Genomic DNA, 19,593 nt, shown 5'->3' on the forward strand with positions numbered 1-19,593 from the left:
GGGTGTCCGGGTGTCCAGGGATTCCGGGTTCCGGGGTCGGCGAACCCGCGAAGTCCCTAGCCGCGCCGCTCCGCACGGAGCAGTTCCACCACCGCGGATATGTCGGCGTCGCCCCAGCCGCGTTCGGCCGCCTCCTCGTAACGGCGTGCGACCAGCCTGGCGATCGGCAGGTCGAGGCCGACCGACTCGGCGAGTTCGATGGCGAGCCGCACGTCCTTGGCACCGAGCCGCGTGGTGAACCAGCCGAGATGATCGCCGCCGAAGATGTCGTCGAGCCGGTTGTGCAGGGCGGGTGCCACGGTCGGCCACCGGAACAGGAGGTCGCGCAGCATCGCGTCGTCGAGTCCGGCCGCCTGTCCCATGGCCACCGCCTCGGCGACGACGGCCACACCGGACATGAGCAGGTAGTTGTTCATGAGCTTGTAGGTCAGCGCGATCCCGGGATCGTCTCCGCAGTACCGCTGGACCGCGAAGATGTCCGGCCAGAGGGGGTGTGAACTGTTGGTTGTTTTATCGGCGTTTATCGGTTCTTCTCTGGTCTCTTCCGCCCGGAGAGGCGGGCGGCCCGCCCGACACCCAGGGCCGGCGCACCACGAAAGCGTCCGGTCGGCTGTCACCGGTCGCGGAAAGCGCCGGAGCGTGGGGCGAGGGGTGCGGGTGTCGCGGGGGCGCCGGGCGTGAGTCTTTCGCGGGTCGGGTAGCCGCCGACCCGCACCCGAGATAAACTCACAGTGATTGAACGACAACTTCAAGTAAAGGGGTGGAGGGTGGGGCGGATCCATCAGGCCTACCGCTACGCCCTCGCCCCCACCCCCGCGCAGACCGCCGCGCTGGCCTCGCACTGCGGCGCGGCCCGCTTCGCGTTCAACTGGGGGCTGGCCCGCGTCAGGGCCGCCCTGTCCCAGCGGGAGGCGGAGAAGACCTACGGGGTGCCCGAGGAACTGCTGACCGAGGTGCCGTGGTCGCTGTACGGCCTGCGCCGGGCGTGGAACACCGCCAAAGGCACGGTCGCGCCGTGGTGGGCGGACAACTCCAAGGAGGCCTACAGCTCCGGCCTGGACGGCCTGGCGCGGGCGCTGACGAACTGGTCGGCCTCCCGCCAAGGCACCCGGGCGGGCAAACCGGTCGGGTTTCCCCGGTTCAGGGCCAAGCACCGCGCCGCGCTGTCGTGCCGGTTCACCACCGGAGCGATCCGCCTGGAGACCGACCGGCGCCACGTGACCCTGCCCCGGTTGGGCACGATCCGCACGGCCGAGTCCACCCGCAAGCCGGCCCGCGCGGTCGCCGACACCGCCATGGCCGAGGTGCGCCGCCAGCTGACCTACAAGAGCACCTGGCGCGGCGGGCGGCTGGTGGTGGCCGACCGCTGGTACCCCTCCTCCAAGACGTGTTCCGGCTGTGGCGCGGTGAAAGCCAAGCTCGCCCTGTCGGAACGCACCTACGCATGCACCGCCTGTGGTCTGGTCCTGGACCGGGATGTCAACGCCGCACGCAACCTGGCCGCGCTCGCGGCCCGGTATGAGCACGACGTCGCCCAGAGTTGCGGGGAGACGCGAAACGCCCGTGGAGGAGCGGTAGGCCCCGGCATCCGTGCCGGGCACGCACCGGCGAAACGGGAACCCCTCAGCAGGGGAACGCTGCCCCGGCAACGCGGCAGCTCACCGATCCTCACAGACAAACACTGAGAATCGGTGAACGGTCCAGCCGGTTCACGAGGTCACGCCGGCCGCCCAGCAACCCCATGGCCTGGCCTCGGAGGACTACCGGCGGCCCGCCGACGACGGGCGCGGCCACGAATCGGCCCCCCGGCGCCGCATCCCGCAACTCGCGGGAGGTGGCGGGGGAGACGGTGCTCATGTCGGCGACGATCGGCGCGTCCGGATCGGAGCCGAGACCGGCCAGCCGCGCCATGACATCGCGGCTCGCCCGGTCGTCGGCGAGTGACATCAACACGGCCTCGGAGTCGCGCGCGGCGTCCATCGGGGAAAACACCTCGACGGCACCGGCGTCGACCACCTCCGCGGCCTTACCGAGCGTACGGTTCCATCGGTGGCGCCCGGAAAGGACCGGATGGGACCGGATGGCGGATGGCCGGCGCGGGCCGTGGCGACGCGGCTCGGGCTACGCCCCCAGCACCTTCGCCTCCTCTCCGTGCACGATCAGGGCGTAGAGCACGAGCACGTCGATCGCGATGACGAGCAGCGACCACCAGGGATAGGCAGGGATGAAAAGCATGTGCTCGATGGCATTCAGCAGGACCAGGATGATCGCCACCACACGTGCCCAGGTCTGCCCGGTGACGAGGCACACGCCGACGACGACCAGGAGGATGCCGAGGAGCAGGTGGATCCACCCCCAGCCGGTCAGGTTGAACACCAGCAGCTGGTTTCTGGTCGGGACGTAGAGGTTCCCCTTGAAGAGGGCGGACAGGCCGGCTATGGCGTTGAACACCCCCACCATGATCATCATCATTCCGGCGAACCAGATCCAGCCGATCCAGCCGGTCACCTGTGTTCGAGTCGCCATGCCCCTCCTCCTTCCACCGACTGGTCCGTGAAACGTAAGTACAGAAAGTGATTGCCAGATAACCCCAGGTTTATGTCACTCGAAAGGTTTAATTACGGATAAAACGCCCAAGAGGGCCCATGGACGGCAGCGGAGACGCGGCCCGTGCGCGCCATCACCCCGAGCGCATCCCCCGAGACGCGTCGCGTACGTGACCACCGGACGGCGGCCCGCACCTCAGGTCCGCGAACGCGGCAACCGCGTGGCGGACACCCGGCGGGACGAGAACGGCGGACGCCCGGCGGGACAAGAACGGCCGAGCCGGTCACCCGCCGGGAATCCCGGCGTTCACGATGTTCATGCCGAGGAGCGCGTCGAACCACTCCGAAAGATCGGACCCCGGCCAATTTCCCCATCGAGAGGATCCGCCGTACGGCACAAATACATGAAGGCCATTCATATCAAGCACCATGAAGTCCACGGCAATCATCGATCATGAAAACGATTCCACAACCCTCGCCCGCCGATCGAGGCGCTCGCCAGAGGAACTGAGAATCCAACACGAGGCGAACAGCACCCTTGACCCGGGTAAACAAGAGATCAACAAGAAGTCTTGGGGAGATGACCTCGCCCATGGAGCGAGACAAAATCTTCAGAGAAGTCTAGATATGCGCCATTGGTACCACAATCACAGGTCACCGAGGCGCCGTTTTCGGACGCACCCTATTGATGGTTATGTGTTATTTTTAAACCAATAACCATAAGTGCCAATTACTCGGCCCCTTTACCTTCACAATAGATCAACGTCAGTCTAATATTTGGATCTATGTCATGGCGTGCATCAGAATTCCCAGATAGACAAGCTGGGTCCGCCGACCGCGGTGACGCTTCTATCGATCATGAATCTGATCATCCATCAGAGTGGCATCCCGAACGACTCGCCGCATTCGATTGGCGGAAGGTCGCTCTGCTCGGGGCGATTTCAGTGATCTTGGCTGGATCGGGAATCTGGCTCGTCACGGCAAACCCCTCCGAACCACGGTCCCTGGTCTCCCATCCGGCTCTTCTCCCCTCCGGAACAGGCGGGGAAACGGCGGTCCCGCCGCAGTCGTCCCCGAGCCCCTCCGCCTCGGCGCAGGACGACAGGAAACCTGGCGACAAAGACGACGCAGGCCGGAAAAGCACTGCCAAACCATCTCCGAAGCCCAAAACCGTCGTCCCGGAAAAAGTGACCACCAAGGTCGCGACGCCCGCTCCGACCACCGGCGCCTCGGCCAAGGCCACGGCACCCCCCTCAACCGTCGGATCCTCGCCCAGGAAGACGCCCGGCCCGACCACGGGCGCCTCGGCCAGGGCGACGACACCCCCCTCAACCCCCGACTCCTCACCCAGGACCGGTTCGTCCCAGCTCACCGCCAAACAGGCATACCGCATCCATGGCCGCTACCAGCGGGGGTTGTCGGCGGCCCAGGCCGCTCTCGACCGGAATGCGATGAAGAAGCTGGAGCACGGGCTCGCGCTGGAGATGACACGGGCGAGTTTCACGACCGCCCGGATGGAGGGCACGTCGGTGGCCTCGGGGATATGGCCCAACCCGCAGGTGTGGATTCCCCGCCGCGTCGAGGGCACGGCCGACTGGTTCGTGGCGGTCTCCTACGAACCTGGGGTCGCCCGGGTCGCCGACGTGATGAGCTCCACCTCCGCCGGGTGGCGTTTGGTGGCGTCCGCCGCCGACACACGAGCCACCCCCGAGCGGTTTCCCAAGATCGAGACCGACCCCGACGGTTATGCCACGAGCCTGCCCGAGAACGCCTCCGGGCTGCTCGCGACCCCGCGCGAGGTCGTCCGCGCCCACCTGGCGAGCCTGGAGAACGCCGAGCTCGACCCGATGTTCGCCGAGGGACCGTGGACCAGCGAGGCCGTGCTGTTCTGGCAGCAGGAGCGCGCCCAGCTGGAGGACGCCGGATGGACCCTCAGCCTGTCATATCTGCCGGAGGGGCCGGTGCGCGCGCTGAAGACCAGTGACGGGGGTGCCCTGGTCTGGTACGGAGCACGCTCCACCGACACACGCAAAGCCGAGCGTATGGGCGCGAAGGTCGCCTTGAAGGGTTCGGCCGCCGTACGCACCGCGAACAAGTCTTTCACGCACTCGGTGAGGGCGACCTACGGACGCATATATGTGGCCTACATCCCCCCCGCCGGTTCCACCGAGCCCGTCCGCCTGCTGGGCGAGTGGAGCGATGTCCTGGAGAGCCACGGCGACTGACGCGCCCACCGGAAGAAGAGGAACATCCATGATGACACCCTCACGTAAGCCCTCACGCGCGACGGTGATCACCGCGAGTGTCGCGATCGGCGTATTCGGGGCCGGCGCGGGTCTGGGAACCGTCATCGCCGCCCGCTCCCATCCCGTCGACGAGAAGACGGTGCGCCTGGCCGCGGGTACGTACTACCTGGACGACAAGACGGGGGCGTGGGCGTCTTACGACCGGGCCGGCGGGAACCAGCCCGTCCCGCTCTCCGGCGCGGACCAGGGCAGCACGATCACGAAGAACACGTCCGGGGATCCGAAGCTCTGCCTGACCACGACCGTCGACGGGCGCGCCGTCGAGGGCGGCGGAGAGGACTGCGTCGCCCTTCCCGCCCTGGCGAGTGCGGCCGGACTCCTCCAGCGGCCGGGTAATCCCAGGAGCACATCGGCCCCACCGCCCAAGAAAGCGTCCTCCGCACCAGAGCCCAGCCGTACGGCCGCGGTGCAGCCCGCCCCCGACCCTCGCCGTACGGCCCCCAGGCAACCCGCCCCGGCCTCCAACCGCACGACCCAGACAGGGTCACCGTCGACCTCCCGCCAGGCGCCCGCTCCGGCCCCGACCCCGGAGAAGAAGATCGCCGGCGACATCTCGGAAAGCGGCAGCCGGATCGAGCAACCGGGCGACAAGAAACTGTCGGTCGTCTCTCCCGACAAGCAGCCGACTCCCAAAAAGAGCGAGCCAAAGCCATCGGAGCCCCCCAAGGCCACGCAACCCTCGACCACCGCCAAACCCGCACGGCCCTCGACCACTCCCGGACCGGCACGGCGATCAGGCACTCCCCGAGCCACGCAACCCTCGACCACCACCGGACCCGCACAGCCGTCAACCACCACCGGACCAGCGCAACCGTCGACCACCGCTGGACCCACACGGCCGTCGACCACCGCTGGACCAGCGCAACCGTCAACCACCACCGGACCAGCGCAACCCTCGACCGATCCCAGGCTCGTGCAGCCCTCGACCGGTCCCAGAGCCGTGCGCCCCTCGGGGACCCTCACACCCGCCCTGCGCTCCAGTACGGCAAAGCCGATCGTTCCCTCGGGCACCCCCGGACCGGTCCGGCCTTTCCGTCCTTCGGCGGTTCCCAAGCCCACCCAGCCGGACCAGAGGAACCTCCCGCCGGTGAACCCGTCCCAGGACCCGCAGCTGCCGCCCATCGAGCCGGACCCGCAGCTCCCGACGGCCGATCCCGATGTGCAGCTGCCGACGACCGGCCCTGACGTGCAGCTCCTGACGCCCGGTCCCGGCACGCAGCTGCCGGAGCCGGACCCCGGCGCGCAACTGCCGTCGACCGATCCGGGTGCGGTCCAGGCTCCTGACGAGACCGCCCCGCAGCCCGCCACGCAGCCCGTCCCGGAGGGTGAAGCCGGCGACTCCCTGCCGATCTTCCAGGATCCGAAGCTTCTCCAGCGGGCCCAGGAGGCCCTGGGACTGGACAAGAACATGCGATACACGGACGAGAACGGCGTGTGGGACCTCAACATCGCCCCGCCGGGCACTCCCGAGTGCCGGAACTATTCGGCAGCCGAACTCCAGAGGTTGACCCCGCCCCAGAGCGGCAGCCCGGCCATACCTCGTGACTCGTGCCAGTGGCCCGCCTTCATCCGCTGGCTCTACGCGGAGCCGGCGCAGGGGCAGGTCAGCAACTGGACCAAGTTCACCGGGTTGCCCGAGCGGAACCTGGAGCTCGTGGTCACGAACCCCGCCACCACACCGCCCGTCCAGCCCGGTCCCGGCCAGGTCGAGCCGGACCTGGTTGATCCCGCCGGATCATGAGCGCGTCCCCCGGAGCGGGGCGCATCGTGCTCGGTCCCGACCAGGACGCGGCCTGGGTGAGCGAGCACGGCGCGCACCTGATGGACTACGCCGCCTGCCACCTGGCTCCCGACCGGGTGGTGGCGGCGGTCGCCTCCGCGCTGGCCGCCTGCCGTGTCCAGGCCACGCCCAAGAACGTCACGGCCCGGGGACGGCTACTTGCCGTACTGCGACGCGGCTGTTGCACGGCCCCGGGATACCGGCAGCAGTATGTGCCGGGCTCCGGGCCGGGCATGCCGGAGGAGCGGCTGATCGAGCGCGTCTGGACGATCGTCGATCCCCTGGGCACCGAGACCCTCAGGCTGATGTATCGCCACGAGCTGTCCACGGAGGACCTCTCCTATGCGCTGGCGATGCCGCCGGACGAGGTCATCAGGCTGGCGACCCGGACCCAGGACCTGATCGAGACCTTGGTGAGCGGGCTGGATGCCCTGGCCAACGGGCGCCGCACCTGTCCGGAGCTCGCTCCGCTGGTGAACGCCCTGTTCCCGAAGCAGGGCACACCGCCCCCCGCCGAGTTCGAGGCCGCGCGCACGGACCTGCTGTCCCACATGATCAAGTGCCCGGAGTGCACGCGGCCGATCAACATCCGCTACACGGTTCCGCAGATGGTCTCCCACCCGCGGATCACGCCCCTGTCCGCCGAGGTCAGGCAACAGCTCATGAACTCCCTCCCGCCCGCCGTGGACCTGCCCGCCCCCAGGTTCGGCACCACGTCCGGCGCGGCGGATTCCGGCTCGGCGGCTGATTCCGGCGCGGCCGATTCCGGCTCGGCGGGCTCCGGCTCGGCTCCGACGTCGCGGGGCTCGACCCCCGCCACCCGGACCCCCTCAGCGCAAACCCCCGCAGCGCGAGTCCCCAGGCCGCAAACCCCCGCGGCACCAGTTCCCCGGTCGCAGGAGGAGACCGGGCCGATCCGGCCTGTCCGGCCCGGCCGTTCGGACCGCTCCAGACTCCCTTATCTGCCCGTCCGCCCCGACCGCTCCACCGCACCACCCCGTACCGCCCCGCCGGACCGCTCCACCGCACCACCCCGCTCCGCCCCGCCGGACCGTTCGGCCCTGCAGGATCACCCCACGTTGCCGTCGCTGCCGGTGTTTCCGGCTCGCCCGTCTCCCAAGCCCCAGCCGCTGTCGGCTCCGCCGTCGCCCAGTCAGGACACCCCGCTCTACGACGCGCTGCTCTCCCAGGCGTGGGCGCGGGAGATCCTCGCCCGCGCGGACGATGTGACGGCGACCGTTCCGAACATTCCCGCCGTCACCGGGCGGGGCCCTGCGAACAGGTCCGACGACGCGCACACGCCCGTGATCCAGGCCTATGCCGAGCCGGTCGACGGGCCGGAAGGAGTGCACTTCGGGCCCGGCGTCCGGTTCGTGGAGGCCCTGGCGTGGGCGGGGGCCCGCGTCCGGAGCACGACCATCAAGATCGTCATCATTGTGGTCGCGGGCACGGCGGGCACCCTCACGGGGATGAACCTCCTCGGGCCCGCCATCGGGACCGGGAGACCCGCGGACTCCCTGCAGTCCTCCGCCACCCAGCCCGCCACGGCCGGTGGCGCCCCGGCCGCCCGGGGCGGACTCGCCGAGCGGCTGCGGATCCCGCCCATGGTGACGCTGGACGAGTTCGGCCAGGGCAACATGGTCCTCACCCTCTCCGAGGGCTCCCTGGAGTGGCGGATATCGGCTCCCGGCCTGATCGTCAGCCCGTCCAGCGGCACGCTGAAGCCGGGCCGCACGGACGTGATCACTCTGCGCGCCCAACGGATCCGACATTGGTGCGGCGTCCCGACCTCTGTCACCACTTCCCTGACCGTTCAGGGACCCGACGACTCGATCACCACGACGGTGCGCTGGCGCACCTGCTGACAGCCCCGTCCCCTGCTTCGCGAAAGCTCTCTGTGAAAGGACCTTGGCCATGACGGAGACGTCCCCTCAGATCCACAGTTCACCGCCCGGCCCGGCCGGGCAGTTCCAGGAGACGGTTCCGCTCACCGCCGAGCACCTGCTCACCAACCGGCGGCCCGAGCCCGCCGGCGGGTGGCGGCGCCTTGTCTGGCGGCTCTCCGGCGGGAGGATCATCCCGGCGGAGTCGGCGGCGGAGCTTGAGCGCCGCATGCTGATAGCCCAGGCCCAGACTCCCGTCGCGAGCGGGCACCACCGAATCGCGGTCATGAGCCTCAAGGGCGGGGTCGGCAAGACCACGACGACCGTCGCTCTCGGCAACACCCTGGCCTCTCTCCGAGGAGACCGGGTGATCGCGATCGACGCCAACCCCGACCGGGGAACCCTCGGTCTCAAGGTCAAGTCCGAGACGGCCGCCACGATCCGCACGATGCTCGCCGAGGCCCCTCACATCCTCCGCTACGCCGACGCGCGCGCTTTCACGTCCCAGTCCCCCGCGCGGCTGGAGATCCTCGCCTCCGACACCGACCCCGCCGTGAGCGAGGCGTTCAACGCGGAGGACTACCGCACGGTCGCCGGGCTCATCGAGCGCTACTACTCGATCTGCATCACCGACTGCGGGACCGGGCTGCTCCACGGCGCGATGGGGGCGACGCTGGAGCTGGCCGACCAGATCGTCCTGGTCAGCCTGGTGGCCGTGGACGGGGCGAGCTCGGCCGCCGCCACGTTGGACTGGCTCACCGCACACGGATACGCGGACCTGGTCAAGAACGCCATCGTCGTGCTGAACGCCGTGGAGCCCAAGTCCGATGTGGACGTGGAGCTGCTGGAACGCCACTTCGTCTCCCGCTGCCGCACCGTGATCCGCGTCCCCTACGACCCTCACCTCAAAGAGGGCGCCGAGGTCGATCTGGTCCGTCTGCGGCCCACCACCCGGGGCGCGTATCTGCGCCTGGCGGCCGCCGCCGGCCAGGCGTTCGGCCTGCGCCCCGACCGGAGCCACTAGTGCCGATCGCCGAGGACCCCGTACTCGACTGGGATCTGGGCTCCCCGCCACGTGGCCGCCGGCGGATGATCATCGTGGTCGTCTCGATCGTGGGGTCGATCCTCGTCGCGATCGGGGCCTGGCAGCTCCTGCGGGGCAGGTCCGATCCCTCGCCGGTGACGGCCGCGAACGTCGTCGCCGGCACCGTCGTGCTCGCCCCGCCCTCCGGCTACGAGGGCGAGGGCGGGTATCCCGTCGGTTTCCCCCGGACCGAGCTGGGCGCGGCCTCGGCGGCGGCCGCCGCGCTGGAGGCGGCATGGACGCTGGACGCCGGTCAGGCCGAGCAGGCGGCGGTCCTGTACGCCCCGCCGGAACAGCGAGAGGCGGCTCGGGCCGGCGCACGGGCCGCCGCCGCCGGATGGCGTGAGACCCTCGGCCTTCCCAAGGGGGGCAAGCTCCCCGAAGGCGCGGCCATGCGGACGAAGACGATCGGAATCCAGTGGCGGGCACGCGCCAAGGACCAGATCCAGGTTTTCGTTCTCGTCCAGGTGACCGCGACCAAGGGTGCCCAGGACACCGATCCGACCTATTCCAGCCCGTATGCCATGAGCCTGCTCATGATCTGGCATCCCGACATCCGCGGTGTGGGCCGCGGGGACTGGGCCAACGTCCCCGACCCCCTCCCCGCCACGGTGCCCGAGGTCGCCCTGCCCGGCACCCCCGAGTTCGCCGCCGCGGGCTGGAAGCCCCTCTCCGGTCCCGATCCGACCCCATGACCCGAGGAGACCGTCCATGCCCCCACGCAGCTCGTCCCGGCGCGTCACGCTGGTCTCCGGACTCCTCATCGCGGGAGTCTCCGCAACGACCAGTGCGATCATCGCTCAGCCCTGGACAGCCGTCGCCGATCCGGGCGTGACCGGTGCCTCACCGTCGTCGCCGATGGCCGGCCATCCCATCGCCCCCGGGGAGCCCCCTCCCGGAGGGCCAGAGTCCACGCGGGCCCCGTCCGACCCCGACTCCTCCGATCCCGAGGAGACTCCACCGGACGAAACAGACTCCGATGACACGGAGGAGTCCCCCGACCCCGAGGAGACTCCGCCCGGCGAAACAGACCCCGACGACACGGAGGAGTCCCCCGACCCCGACGACGAGGCGCGCCCGGATCCCGAGCCCACGCCCGAGAAGACCTCGCCGCCGAACCGCAAGCACGGCAAGCGCAAGGACTCTTCGTCGAAGGGCTCCAATCCCAAGGCGCCCCGGGAGGATTCACCCGAGGCCGGCAAGACAGCGCGCCCGGAGCCCGAGCGCACGTCGTCGCCGACCCGCAAGCACGCCAAGAGCAAGACCTCTTCGTCGCGGTCGTCGAAGCAGTCGTCGAAGGGCTCCGATCCCGAACGGTATCTGGCGACGCTCCCCGAAGACGGCGAGACACCGGCCCCGATACCGATACCGATCCCGACCGTGACCGAGACGCCCGCCCCCGGCACAAGCGAGAAACCCACCTCGGCCCCCACCGCCGCACCGGGTGACACGCCCTCGCCGACCGGCAAGCCCACGTCGTCGCGGAAGCCCCGGCCGGCCCCGACCACGAAACCGGTCCCGCCGGGGAAAGGGCCGAAGCCGACCACCGGCGCCAAGCCCACGACGTCGCAGCCGGCCACTCCCCAACCGCCTCCGCCGCGGACCGCCAGGCCGACTCTCCCGCAGACCCCACCGGTCCCGCCGAAGGAGACGTTGAAGGCCACGCCGAGCCCGACCGGCACCACGGCCACCTCGGCTCCCAGCGTCACGCCCACGGCTCAGGTGCCCGCCACCGCGAAACCGGCTCCGCCCACGCAGGCGCCGAAACCCGCGCCCAGCCCGGCCATCGCGTCCGCCCTCGCCGATCCCACCGGGGAACCGGCCGGAGAGGCGAGTGCCCGCCGGAACGCCCTGACTCCCCTGGCGTTCCCGTCCTCCTACGCACCGCCCCGGGTCGTTCTCCCCGTGCCCCCGCTGGTGCGCTCCTCCTTCGCGGACTCCTGTCTGTCCCGTGCCGACGCCATGTGCTGGAGCCTCGCGCCCTGGCGCAGCCGTACCTTCGGCTTCCCGCAGGCCCCGCCTGCCGGCAGCCGGCAGGCGGCACCGCCGCAGGCACCTTTGTGGGCCTTCGCCCCGCCTCCCGCCCACCCCGCTCCCCTTGTCGGCACGTCGGCCCCCACGACCTGGGCGCCGGTCAGGGCCGGCTGCTGGAGCTTCAGCCCCTCGGCACTCTGTGTCAGATCCTTGGAGCAACGATCATGATCTCGCGGTCACATGTGCGGACAGCCATGCTCGGCGTGGTGACCATGCTGACGGTGAGCACCCTCAGCGCCGCCCACGGCGAGGTGGTTCCCGAGACGGCGGGGACGGCCGTCTGCTCTCCCCCGGCGGACCGGCTCAGCGCCGCCGCGGCTCACGGCTGGGGCGCCCCGGCCTGGTGCGCGGAGTTCGACGACTATCTGGACCCGGCCGACTGGGTGTTCTACGACTCGCCCGGTCACGACGACCAGGGCCGCCGCTCACCCGACCAGCTCTTCATCGGGAACGGATCGCTCTATCTGTACGGCCGCGCCGACGGCACCACGGCCGGGCTGGGGGCCCGTCACGACCAGGCGTACGGGCGCTGGGAGACCCGCGTCCGCATGTACGAGGGGGCCGACTCGTACCATCCGATCGCCCTGTTGTGGCCGCGGGGCGGTGGGGGAGGCGTGAACAGCGCCACGGGCGAGGAGATCGACTTCCTGGGGGTCATGGACCGTCCGGGCAGGTGGCGGCCGAACTTCTACCTCGAAACCCCTCAGGGCGCCGAGCAGTCCTATGCCGACGTGGACATGACCGACTGGCACACCTATGCCGTGGAGAACAGCCCCAGCGGGGTCGTCGGCTATCTCGACGGGCAGGAGTGGTTCCGCTCCCCCAGGTCCACCCGGAGCCCGATGTCGGTCTGCCTGCAGCTGGACTGGTTCCCCGGTCACGGCAGTCCGGGAGAGGCCTGGATGGAGGTCGACTGGCTCCGCATCTATCCGCTGAACTCCGGCGGTACGGGATGAGCCCGGCCCGGCCGGTGGTAAGGCGCGGATGACGCCCCCGAACAGGTGGCTCAGATCGTGTACGGCCGGGCGGCACGGGCCTCGCGCAGGGTGGTCCCCCACCAGACGAGCTGGTCGAGCATGACCTTGGCCGCGCCGTTGGCGCCGTCCGGCTCGGCCGGCTCCCCCGCCTCGTCGAACTGGCCGTGTGCCCGGTGGAAGCTCACGGTGTCACGCAGGGAGACCACGTGCAGCTCGGCGAAGACGAGGCGGAGCTGCTCCACCGCGCGCAGGCCTCCGGAGCGCCCGCCGTACGAGACGAAACCGACCGGTTTGGCGGCCCATTCGTGGCGAACCGAGTCGATGGCGAGTTTCAGGGCCGCGGGGTAGCCGTGGTTGTACTCCGGGGTGATCACGACGAAACCGTCGGCGTCGCCGATTCTGGTGGCGAGCCGACGGGTTTCGTCCCCGGTATGGCCGGAACGCGTGGGCTGGAGCGGGGGAAGCGGGGTCTGACCCAGGTCGATCACGTCCAGGTTCAGGTCGTCCCGCAGCCCCGCCTGGCCGAGGAACCACCGGCCGACCGTCCCTCCGAGACGGCCGTTCCCGGTGCTCGCGATGATCACTGCTATGTCGAGCATGGTGGTCTCCCCTGAGTAGACGGTTCCGGCGACCACCGTGCAACCTGAAGTTCGCTTGAGGTCAAGCGGTCCCGGCGGGCAGGCGCATCTCCAGGACCTGGCCGGGCCACTCCTTGACCGTGAAGGTCTCGGTCCTGGTGAAGCCCTGGCTCTCGTAGTACTTCACCAGCCGGCCGTCGTCACCGGCGTAGCAGTCGACGCGGATGAGCGAGATCCCCTGCTCCGCCGCCTCGGCGGGGGCCCGCTCCAGCAGGGCGGAGCCGACACCGCGGCCGTGGAAGCGCTGGTCGATGACCAGGCCCTGGATGTACAGCTCGGGCTCGGAAGCCGGGGTGACGTAGTCCACCGGGACGCCGACGACCATGCATCCGGCGGGTTCGCCGTCGAGCTCGGCGATGCGCATCCCACCCGAGGACGCCCACGAGGCGACCTTCTCGACACGGGCGGGGCTGGCGGAGAACGGCTCACTGCCCCACTGGCCGGTACGGCCCTGCGCGGTCAGCCACTCCACTGCGCTGTCGAACATCCGCAGAACTGCCGGAACATCATTGAGATCGCCATTACGGATAATCATCGGCGGATCGTAACAGGCTGGGAAAAACGCATCGTTGACCGGCTATCCACCACTCGTTCACATAATGTACCGATTTCGGTCATAACGCCTGATTTCAGGTTCTTATCCCACTCTTATGGATGATTAGTACACTCAGCGACGGCCGGAATCCGGCTCCTCTGCCACGGGTGCACGCCCTGGCCCATTCCTCCCAGGAGTCACGTGAGTAGCGGGTTGATCGACGCGCCCCCCAGGCCCCCGGAGAAGGCCACGCCTCGCCGGCGACGCAGATGGCTGTGGTGGCTGGTGGCCGCCGTCACCGCCGTCGTGGTGGCGGTGGCGGGAACCCTGGTCGGCGCCTATGTCAAGCTGACCGGGAACGTCAAACACATCGACGTCCCGCCCGAGGACCTCGGAACCCGGCCGGCCAAGGTCGCGACCAAGGCACTGAACGTCCTGATCGTCGGATCGGACCAGCGCAACGGCAAGAACGCCAAGTACGGCAAGTTCCCCGGCGAGCGGACCGACACGATCATGCTCGCGCACATCTCGCCGAAGCGGGACAACGCGATGGTCGTCAGCTTCCCCCGGGACTCGATGGTCCAGCTCCCCGAGTGCCGGGCCAAGCAGGGGCTGGCCGGCCAGCGGGCGCACCTGGGCATGATCAACGAGTCGTTCAACTCCGGTGGAATCACCTGCACCTGGAAGACCGTCGAGGCGCTCACCGGCATTCGCATCGACCATTTCGTGAAGGTCGACTTCACCGGCTTCAAGAACATGGTCGACGCGGTCGGCGGGGTCCCGGTCTGCGTCCCCGAGCCGATCCACGACAAGAAGGCCCTTCTCACCCTCCCCGCCGGCCGGCAGATCCTCAAGGGCGAGCAGGCCCTGGGCTACGTCCGAGCCCGCTACAGCCTGGGCGACGGCTCCGACATCGGGCGCATCCAGCGGCAGCAGATGTTCATCGCCTCCATGATCAAGAAGGTGATGAGCGGCGAGACGCTCACCGACCCGGCCAAGCTCTTCGGCTTCCTCGACGCGGCCACCAAGTCGGTCACCACCGATCCCGGGCTCACCCCGGGCGTCATGAAGGACCTCGCGACCAGCGCCCAGGGCCTGGCCGCCGGTCAGATCCACTTCATCACCACTCCCTGGCGGTATTCGGTCACCTACCCGGGCCGGGTGGAGTGGGTCCAGCCGCAGAGCAGGAAGCTGTTCCAGATCGTCGTCCAGGACAAGGCGGTCACCAAATCCGGAGTGAAGGGCGGGCAGTCCAAGGTGCCCCGGTCGAAGATCCAGGTCGAGGTGCGTAACGGGACCAACCGCTCCGGCCTGGCCTCCCAGGTGGCCGTCCAACTGGAGGAGCGGGGCTACCACATCGCCAAGATCGGCGATGCGCCGCGCAAGCCGTACCCGAAGACCACGGTCGCGTATTCGCCGAACGGCGCCCCCGGGGCCCCCACCCTCAGCCGCGACCTGCTCGCGTCCATCGGCAAGCCCGTCCAGAAGGCGACCACGGCGAGACTCATCCTGACCATCGGCGACGACTGGAAGGGCCTCAAGCCACTCCACCAGAACGACGCCGACGGGCTGAAGGGCTTCGACGCCACACACGACTCGTGTGCGAGCGCCTGATCGCCCCCGTTAAGTAGGGTTCGGGGTATGTTGCACGGGAGAGTCGCCGAGCAGGTTGTCATCGATCGTTTGCTGTCGGACTCTCGTGCGGGCCGCAGCGGCGCCCTCCTCATCCGGGGTGAGCCGGGGATCGGCAAGACCGCGTTGCTGGACTACGCGGCCACCGCCGCCGAGGACATACGGGTGATCCGCGGCACCGGGGTGGAGTCGGAGGCCGAGCTGCCGTTCGCCGGGCTGCATCTGCTGCTGCGGCCGGTGTTCGACCGGATCGCGGCGCTGCCCGAACAGCAGGAGCGGGCACTCCGGGCCGCGTTCGGCCTGGCCTCCGTGGAGGCCGGGGACCGGTTGCTGGTCGGCCTGGCCGTGCTCTCCCTGGTGTCGGAGCTGGCCGAGGACGGCCCGCTGCTGGTGCTGGTGGACGACGCGCAGTGGCTCGACCGGGCCTCGATCGACGCGCTGCTGTTCGTCGCGCGGCGGCTGGACGCCGAGGGTGTCGCGCTGATCCTCGCCGCGCGAGAGCCCTTCACCGCGCAGGGGGTGGCGGAACTCCCGGTGAAAGGACTCGACGCCACGGCCGCCGCGGCGCTGCTGGGCACCGGCATCAACCCGGTTGTCCGCTATCGCGTGCTGGCCGAGGCGCAGGGCAACCCGCTCGCCCTGATCGAACTTCCCCGTGCGGCACCCGTCGACGGTACGGCGCTGCCGCTCACCAGCCGGGTCCAGGACGCCTTCCTCAGCCAGGTCAGGCGACTGCCGGAGGCCACCCAGGGCCTGCTGGCGGTGGCCGCCGCCGAGGACACCGGCGACCTGCGCGTCGTGCTGCGGGCGGCGGCCAGGTTCGGGGACTTCCTCGAAGATCTCCATCCGGCGGAGAGCGCCGACCTCGTCCGGGTCTCCGCGGGGACGATGACCTTCCGGCACCCCCTGGTCAGGGCCGCCATCTACCAGGGGACTCCGCCCAGCCTGCGCCTGGCGGTGCACCAGGCGCTGGCGGACTCGCTCGACGGCCCCGACGAGGCCGACCGGCGTGCCTGGCACCTGGCCATGGCCGCGACCGGCCCGGACGAGGAAGTGGCCGCCGAGCTGGAGCGCACCGCCGCACGGGCGAGCAGCCGCAGCGGTTACGCCGCGGCGGCGACCGCCTACGAGCGCGCGGCCCGGCTCAGCACCCGGCCGGAGACCCGGGCGCGGCGGCTCACCCTGGCCGCCGAGACGGCGGTGTGGGCCGGTGAGCTGGACCGTGCCGGGGCGCTGGCCGAACAGGGTGGCGGACAGCTCGCCATGGCGGCCGGAGAGGACACCGGGCAGGCCGGGGATCCGACGCTTCGCGCACGGCTCACGCACATCCGGGCGACCTCCGACTTCCTGCGAGGATCGCCGCGTACCGCGCACGAGGCGCTGATCGACGGCGCCGCGATGACGGACGGCGCGCGGGCGGCACGCATGCTGATCAACGCGCTGCACACCGCCTGGTACATCGGCACGCCCGAGCTCGACCGCGTCGCCGCCCTGCTCGACGCCTTACCCCTCCCCGACGGGGATCCGATGGTACCGATCGTCGGGTTCATCACGGCGGTGCTGTCGCGCCAGGACGCCCCGCCGCCGCTGGCCGCGGCGATCGACGAGGCCCGGCGGGCGGGCGCGGACAGCCCGCGCGACCTGGTCCAGGCCTGCGGGATCGGGCTGGCGGCCGGCCAGGACGAGGAGGTCTACGAGACGGCCAGGTCGCTGGTGGCCGAGGCCCGGACCTTGGGCAACATCGGGGTGCTGCCGACGCTGCTGTTCTTCCTCGCCGAGACCGAACTGTTCCGCGGGCGGCACCGCGACGCGCTGACCACCGCCACCGAGGGGCTTCGCATCGCGCGGGACACCGGGCAGCGGCAGTGGGTCAGCCAGATGACCAGCTTCCTGGCCTACCTCGCCGCCGTCGAGGGCGACGACGAGCGCTGCCGCGCGCTCGCGGACGAAAGCCTCGCCGACGATCCGGTCGGGGACAGGTGGGCGACCTGGGCGCTGGGCATGCTCGACCTCGGCCACGGCCGGGTGGAGGCGGCCCTCTCCCGGCTGGAGTCCATGGCCGGCAGCCACCAGGTGTCCGGGACCCGGTGCGTGCCCGACCTGGTGGAGGCGGCGGTACGGCTCGGCGCTCCCGAGCGTGCCGCCGAGGCCTTCGCGCGTTACCGCACGTGGGCCGGCTATACGCGCCAGCCGTGGGCCGAGGCCCTGGTGCTGCGCTGCCGGGCCCTGCTCGAAGAGTCCGAAGAGCACTTCACCGCGGCGTTGAAGCTCGACGGGCGGCCCTTCGAGCGGGCCAGGACCGAGCTGCTCTACGGTGAGTGGCTCCGCCGTACCCGGAGGAAGGCCGACGCGCGCACCCAGCTGCGGGCCGCCCTGGAGACCTTCGAGCGTCTGACGGCCACGCCGTGGGCCGATCGGGCACGTGCGGAGCTGAACGCCACGGGATCGGCCGCGCCCACCGCGCCCGCGCCCGGCGTGCTGGCCCGGCTCACACCGCAGGAGCTGCAGATCGTACGGCTGGCGGCCCAGGGCCTGTCCAACCGGGATATCGCGGCCCAGCTTTTCCTCAGCCCGCGCACGGTGGGGTATCACCTCTACAAGGCTTATCCCAAGCTCGGCGTCGCCTCCCGCGGTGAGCTGGGGACGATCCCCCTCTCCGACTGACCGGCCCTCTTCTCCCCTGACTGCCCGCCTGAACAGGCGAAAGGGTATAGCCCTTCTTGACTTATTGATGAATATCCAGCGGTTATAAATACGCGAAAGGGATTTTTCAGGGGGAATCGTGGCTGTAGCGCGAGGCCCGTGTTCGATTCAGACGAGGGTGACGCTCGCCGCGGTAGTGATCTTCGCAGCCGTGCTGGGCATCGGCGTGTTCGCGACGTCGATGGCCGTGCGCACCTCGGTGCTGAGGGAGATCACCGGCACCGCCGCCCAAGGGGCCAGGCAGGTAATCGAGATCGTCCGCAAGGGAGTGCCGGACGACGTCCTGCCCACGCGCCAGGTCAGCCGCCTTCAAGTCGTCTCCCGCGACGGCCGGGTCCTCGCGGCCAGCCCGATGATGAAGGGCAAGCCCCCGATCAGCACCATGCGGCCCGCCGACGGCGACCTCCGGATAGACGGGACGGCCTGCACGAAGGAACGGTGCTTCGCCGTCGTGGGCCTGCGGGAAAAGGACTCCCGTCCTTACGGCGACGTCATGATCTACGCGGCGGAGCCCCTGCCCCCGACGCTCACCGGCCACATGCTGGAGATCGGACTGACCGGTTTCTCCCTCGCGCTCCTCGCGCTGATCGGCTGGGGCACCTGGCACGTCGTCGGCCAAGCCCTGGAGCCGGTCAAGCGGATGCGCACCGAGATAGCCGAGATCACCGCCTACGACCTCAGCCGCCGGATGACCGTACCGCCCGCCGGGAACGAGCTGACGGAGCTCAGCAAGACCGTCAACACCACCCTCGACCGGCTTCAGGAGGCCGTGGAGGCCCAGCGCCACTTCGCCTCCGACGCCTCGCACGAACTGCGCACCCCGCTGACCGGGCTGCGCACCAAGCTTGAGCTGGCACTGGCCCACCCCGACGTCGAGGACCCGGTGCCGGCGATGAGGTCCGCCCTGAACGACGCCGAGCGGCTCCAGGCCATCGTGAACGACCTGCTCCTCCTCGCCCGCCTCGACGCCGGGGTGCAGGCCACGCCCGAGCGGATCGACCTCGCCCATCTCGTCACCAGCGAGGTCGAGCAGCGGCCGCCCCGGCACGAGGTGCTCATGCGCCTCAAGCCCGACGTGATGGTCCAGGGCAACAGGCTCCAGCTCAGCCGCCTGCTGACCAATCTGATCGCCAACGCCGACCGGCACGCGACAAGCGAGGTCGGGCTCCGCGTCGACAGCGAGGGGGACGAGGCCGTGCTGGAGGTCACCGACGACGGGCTCGGCATCCCGGCGGGCGACCGCGAACGGATCTTCCAGCGGTTCACCCGCCTGGACTCCGCGCGCAGCCGCGACGCCGGAGGAACCGGGCTGGGGTTGCCCATAGCGAGGGACATCGCGTCCGCGCACCGGGGCAGGCTGTACGCCACCGACAGCCAGACCGGCCGCGGCGCCCGGTTCATCCTCCGGCTTCCCCTTGCCACCGTTTCCGCCTAAGACCTGGTTTGTTGGTCTTTACGTCTACCGCGGTCGCCCC

At 70.1% G+C, this 19,593-nt stretch carries 16 protein-coding genes; 11 read left to right on the plus strand and 5 right to left on the minus strand.

Features of this window, described 5'->3' with window-relative positions:
• Nucleotides 1–56: 56 nt before the first annotated feature.
• Nucleotides 57–782 (minus strand): NAD-binding protein, encoded by a 726-nt coding sequence (locus ACFY2X_RS03580; protein WP_389931742.1) that lies wholly within the window; start codon nucleotides 780–782, stop codon nucleotides 57–59.
• On the opposite strand from ACFY2X_RS03580, the gene ACFY2X_RS03585 reads away from it, so the two are divergent.
• A complete protein-coding gene (locus ACFY2X_RS03585; protein WP_389931744.1) occupies nucleotides 768–1,685 on the plus strand; it encodes a zinc ribbon domain-containing protein in 918 nt (305 codons plus the stop codon). The two genes, ACFY2X_RS03580 and ACFY2X_RS03585, sit on opposite strands and share 15 nt — an antisense overlap.
• Here the strand turns inward: ACFY2X_RS03585 and ACFY2X_RS03590 are convergent.
• The gene (locus ACFY2X_RS03590) at nucleotides 1,669–2,082 is read right to left on the minus strand and encodes an NAD(P)-binding domain-containing protein (RefSeq protein ID WP_389932331.1); all 414 of its coding nucleotides are present in this window, start codon (nucleotides 2,080–2,082) and stop codon (nucleotides 1,669–1,671) included. The genes ACFY2X_RS03585 and ACFY2X_RS03590 overlap by 17 nt on opposite strands.
• A gap of 39 nt (nucleotides 2,083–2,121) precedes the next feature.
• Complete coding sequence (locus tag ACFY2X_RS03595) at nucleotides 2,122–2,526, minus strand: hypothetical protein (protein ID WP_389931747.1); 405 nt, start codon at nucleotides 2,524–2,526, stop codon at nucleotides 2,122–2,124.
• 1,207 nt (nucleotides 2,527–3,733) lie between these two features.
• Between ACFY2X_RS03595 and ACFY2X_RS03600 the strand changes: the two genes are divergently transcribed.
• Genes ACFY2X_RS03600 through ACFY2X_RS03630 form a run of 7 tightly spaced genes read left to right on the plus strand, consistent with a single transcriptional unit; the run spans nucleotide 3,734 to nucleotide 12,589 of the window.
• Nucleotides 3,734–4,771, plus strand: a complete 1,038-nt coding sequence (locus ACFY2X_RS03600; RefSeq protein WP_389931749.1) for a hypothetical protein — start codon at nucleotides 3,734–3,736, stop codon at nucleotides 4,769–4,771.
• A 28-nt stretch (nucleotides 4,772–4,799) separates the two neighbouring features.
• On the plus strand, nucleotides 4,800–6,593 hold the full coding sequence (locus ACFY2X_RS03605; RefSeq protein WP_389931751.1) for a hypothetical protein: 1,794 nt from the start codon (nucleotides 4,800–4,802) through the stop codon (nucleotides 6,591–6,593).
• A complete protein-coding gene (locus tag ACFY2X_RS03610) occupies nucleotides 6,590–8,497 on the plus strand; it encodes a hypothetical protein (protein ID WP_389931754.1) in 1,908 nt (635 codons plus the stop codon). The genes ACFY2X_RS03605 and ACFY2X_RS03610 overlap by 4 nt, the downstream gene beginning before the upstream one ends.
• Before the next feature lie 49 nt (nucleotides 8,498–8,546).
• Entirely contained in the window at nucleotides 8,547–9,539 is a 993-nt protein-coding gene (locus tag ACFY2X_RS03615; protein WP_389931757.1) for a MinD/ParA family protein, read from the plus strand.
• Complete coding sequence (locus tag ACFY2X_RS03620) at nucleotides 9,539–10,294, plus strand: hypothetical protein (protein ID WP_389931760.1); 756 nt, start codon at nucleotides 9,539–9,541, stop codon at nucleotides 10,292–10,294. The genes ACFY2X_RS03615 and ACFY2X_RS03620 overlap by 1 nt, the downstream gene beginning before the upstream one ends.
• A gap of 16 nt (nucleotides 10,295–10,310) precedes the next feature.
• The gene (locus tag ACFY2X_RS03625) at nucleotides 10,311–11,801 is read left to right on the plus strand and encodes a hypothetical protein (RefSeq protein ID WP_389931762.1); all 1,491 of its coding nucleotides are present in this window, start codon (nucleotides 10,311–10,313) and stop codon (nucleotides 11,799–11,801) included.
• On the plus strand, nucleotides 11,798–12,589 hold the full coding sequence (locus tag ACFY2X_RS03630; protein ID WP_389931765.1) for a glycoside hydrolase family 16 protein: 792 nt from the start codon (nucleotides 11,798–11,800) through the stop codon (nucleotides 12,587–12,589). Before ACFY2X_RS03625 ends, ACFY2X_RS03630 begins: the two co-directional genes overlap by 4 nt.
• Nucleotides 12,590–12,639: 50 nt before the next feature.
• Here the strand turns inward: ACFY2X_RS03630 and ACFY2X_RS03635 are convergent, their stop codons facing one another.
• Together ACFY2X_RS03635 and ACFY2X_RS03640 are read right to left on the minus strand one after the other, a co-directional pair.
• Nucleotides 12,640–13,209 (minus strand): NADPH-dependent FMN reductase, encoded by a 570-nt coding sequence (locus tag ACFY2X_RS03635; protein ID WP_389931768.1) that lies wholly within the window; start codon nucleotides 13,207–13,209, stop codon nucleotides 12,640–12,642.
• Nucleotides 13,210–13,270: 61 nt separating this feature from the next.
• The gene (locus ACFY2X_RS03640) at nucleotides 13,271–13,783 is read right to left on the minus strand and encodes a GNAT family N-acetyltransferase (protein WP_389931770.1); all 513 of its coding nucleotides are present in this window, start codon (nucleotides 13,781–13,783) and stop codon (nucleotides 13,271–13,273) included.
• Nucleotides 13,784–13,984: 201 nt separating this feature from the next.
• On the opposite strand from ACFY2X_RS03640, the gene ACFY2X_RS03645 reads away from it, so the two are divergent.
• From ACFY2X_RS03645 to ACFY2X_RS03655, 3 genes are all read left to right on the plus strand, one after another.
• Entirely contained in the window at nucleotides 13,985–15,397 is a 1,413-nt protein-coding gene (locus ACFY2X_RS03645) for an LCP family protein (RefSeq protein ID WP_389931773.1), read from the plus strand.
• Nucleotides 15,398–15,424: 27 nt separating this feature from the next.
• A complete protein-coding gene (locus tag ACFY2X_RS03650) occupies nucleotides 15,425–18,079 on the plus strand; it encodes a helix-turn-helix transcriptional regulator (protein ID WP_389931776.1) in 2,655 nt (884 codons plus the stop codon).
• Nucleotides 18,080–18,236: 157 nt separating this feature from the next.
• Nucleotides 18,237–19,553 carry a sensor histidine kinase gene (locus ACFY2X_RS03655; protein WP_389931779.1) on the plus strand — a complete coding sequence of 439 codons (1,317 nt, stop codon included), beginning with the start codon at nucleotides 18,237–18,239 and terminating at the stop codon, nucleotides 19,551–19,553.
• Nucleotides 19,554–19,593 lie beyond the last annotated feature (40 nt).

Source organism: Streptosporangium sp. NPDC000396, assembly GCF_042898655.1.
In the GTDB taxonomy this organism is placed as follows: domain Bacteria; phylum Actinomycetota; class Actinomycetes; order Streptosporangiales; family Streptosporangiaceae; genus Streptosporangium.

Excerpts from the sequence above, each read along its gene's own strand:
- ACFY2X_RS03580 (WP_389931742.1), bottom strand. The coding sequence starts at position 782 with ATGGATCCGCCCCACCCTCCACCCCTTTACTTGAAGTTGTCGTTCAAT.
- ACFY2X_RS03595 (WP_389931747.1), bottom strand. The coding sequence starts at position 2,526 with ATGGCGACTCGAACACAGGTGACCGGCTGGATCGGCTGGATCTGGTTC.
- ACFY2X_RS03605 (WP_389931751.1), top strand. The coding sequence starts at position 4,800 with ATGATGACACCCTCACGTAAGCCCTCACGCGCGACGGTGATCACCGCG.
- ACFY2X_RS03610 (WP_389931754.1), top strand. The coding sequence starts at position 6,590 with ATGAGCGCGTCCCCCGGAGCGGGGCGCATCGTGCTCGGTCCCGACCAG.
- ACFY2X_RS03615 (WP_389931757.1), top strand. The coding sequence starts at position 8,547 with ATGACGGAGACGTCCCCTCAGATCCACAGTTCACCGCCCGGCCCGGCC.
- ACFY2X_RS03625 (WP_389931762.1), top strand. The coding sequence starts at position 10,311 with ATGCCCCCACGCAGCTCGTCCCGGCGCGTCACGCTGGTCTCCGGACTC.
- ACFY2X_RS03630 (WP_389931765.1), top strand. The coding sequence starts at position 11,798 with ATGATCTCGCGGTCACATGTGCGGACAGCCATGCTCGGCGTGGTGACC.
- ACFY2X_RS03635 (WP_389931768.1), bottom strand. The coding sequence starts at position 13,209 with ATGCTCGACATAGCAGTGATCATCGCGAGCACCGGGAACGGCCGTCTC.
- ACFY2X_RS03640 (WP_389931770.1), bottom strand. The coding sequence starts at position 13,783 with ATGATTATCCGTAATGGCGATCTCAATGATGTTCCGGCAGTTCTGCGG.
- ACFY2X_RS03650 (WP_389931776.1), top strand. The coding sequence starts at position 15,425 with ATGTTGCACGGGAGAGTCGCCGAGCAGGTTGTCATCGATCGTTTGCTG.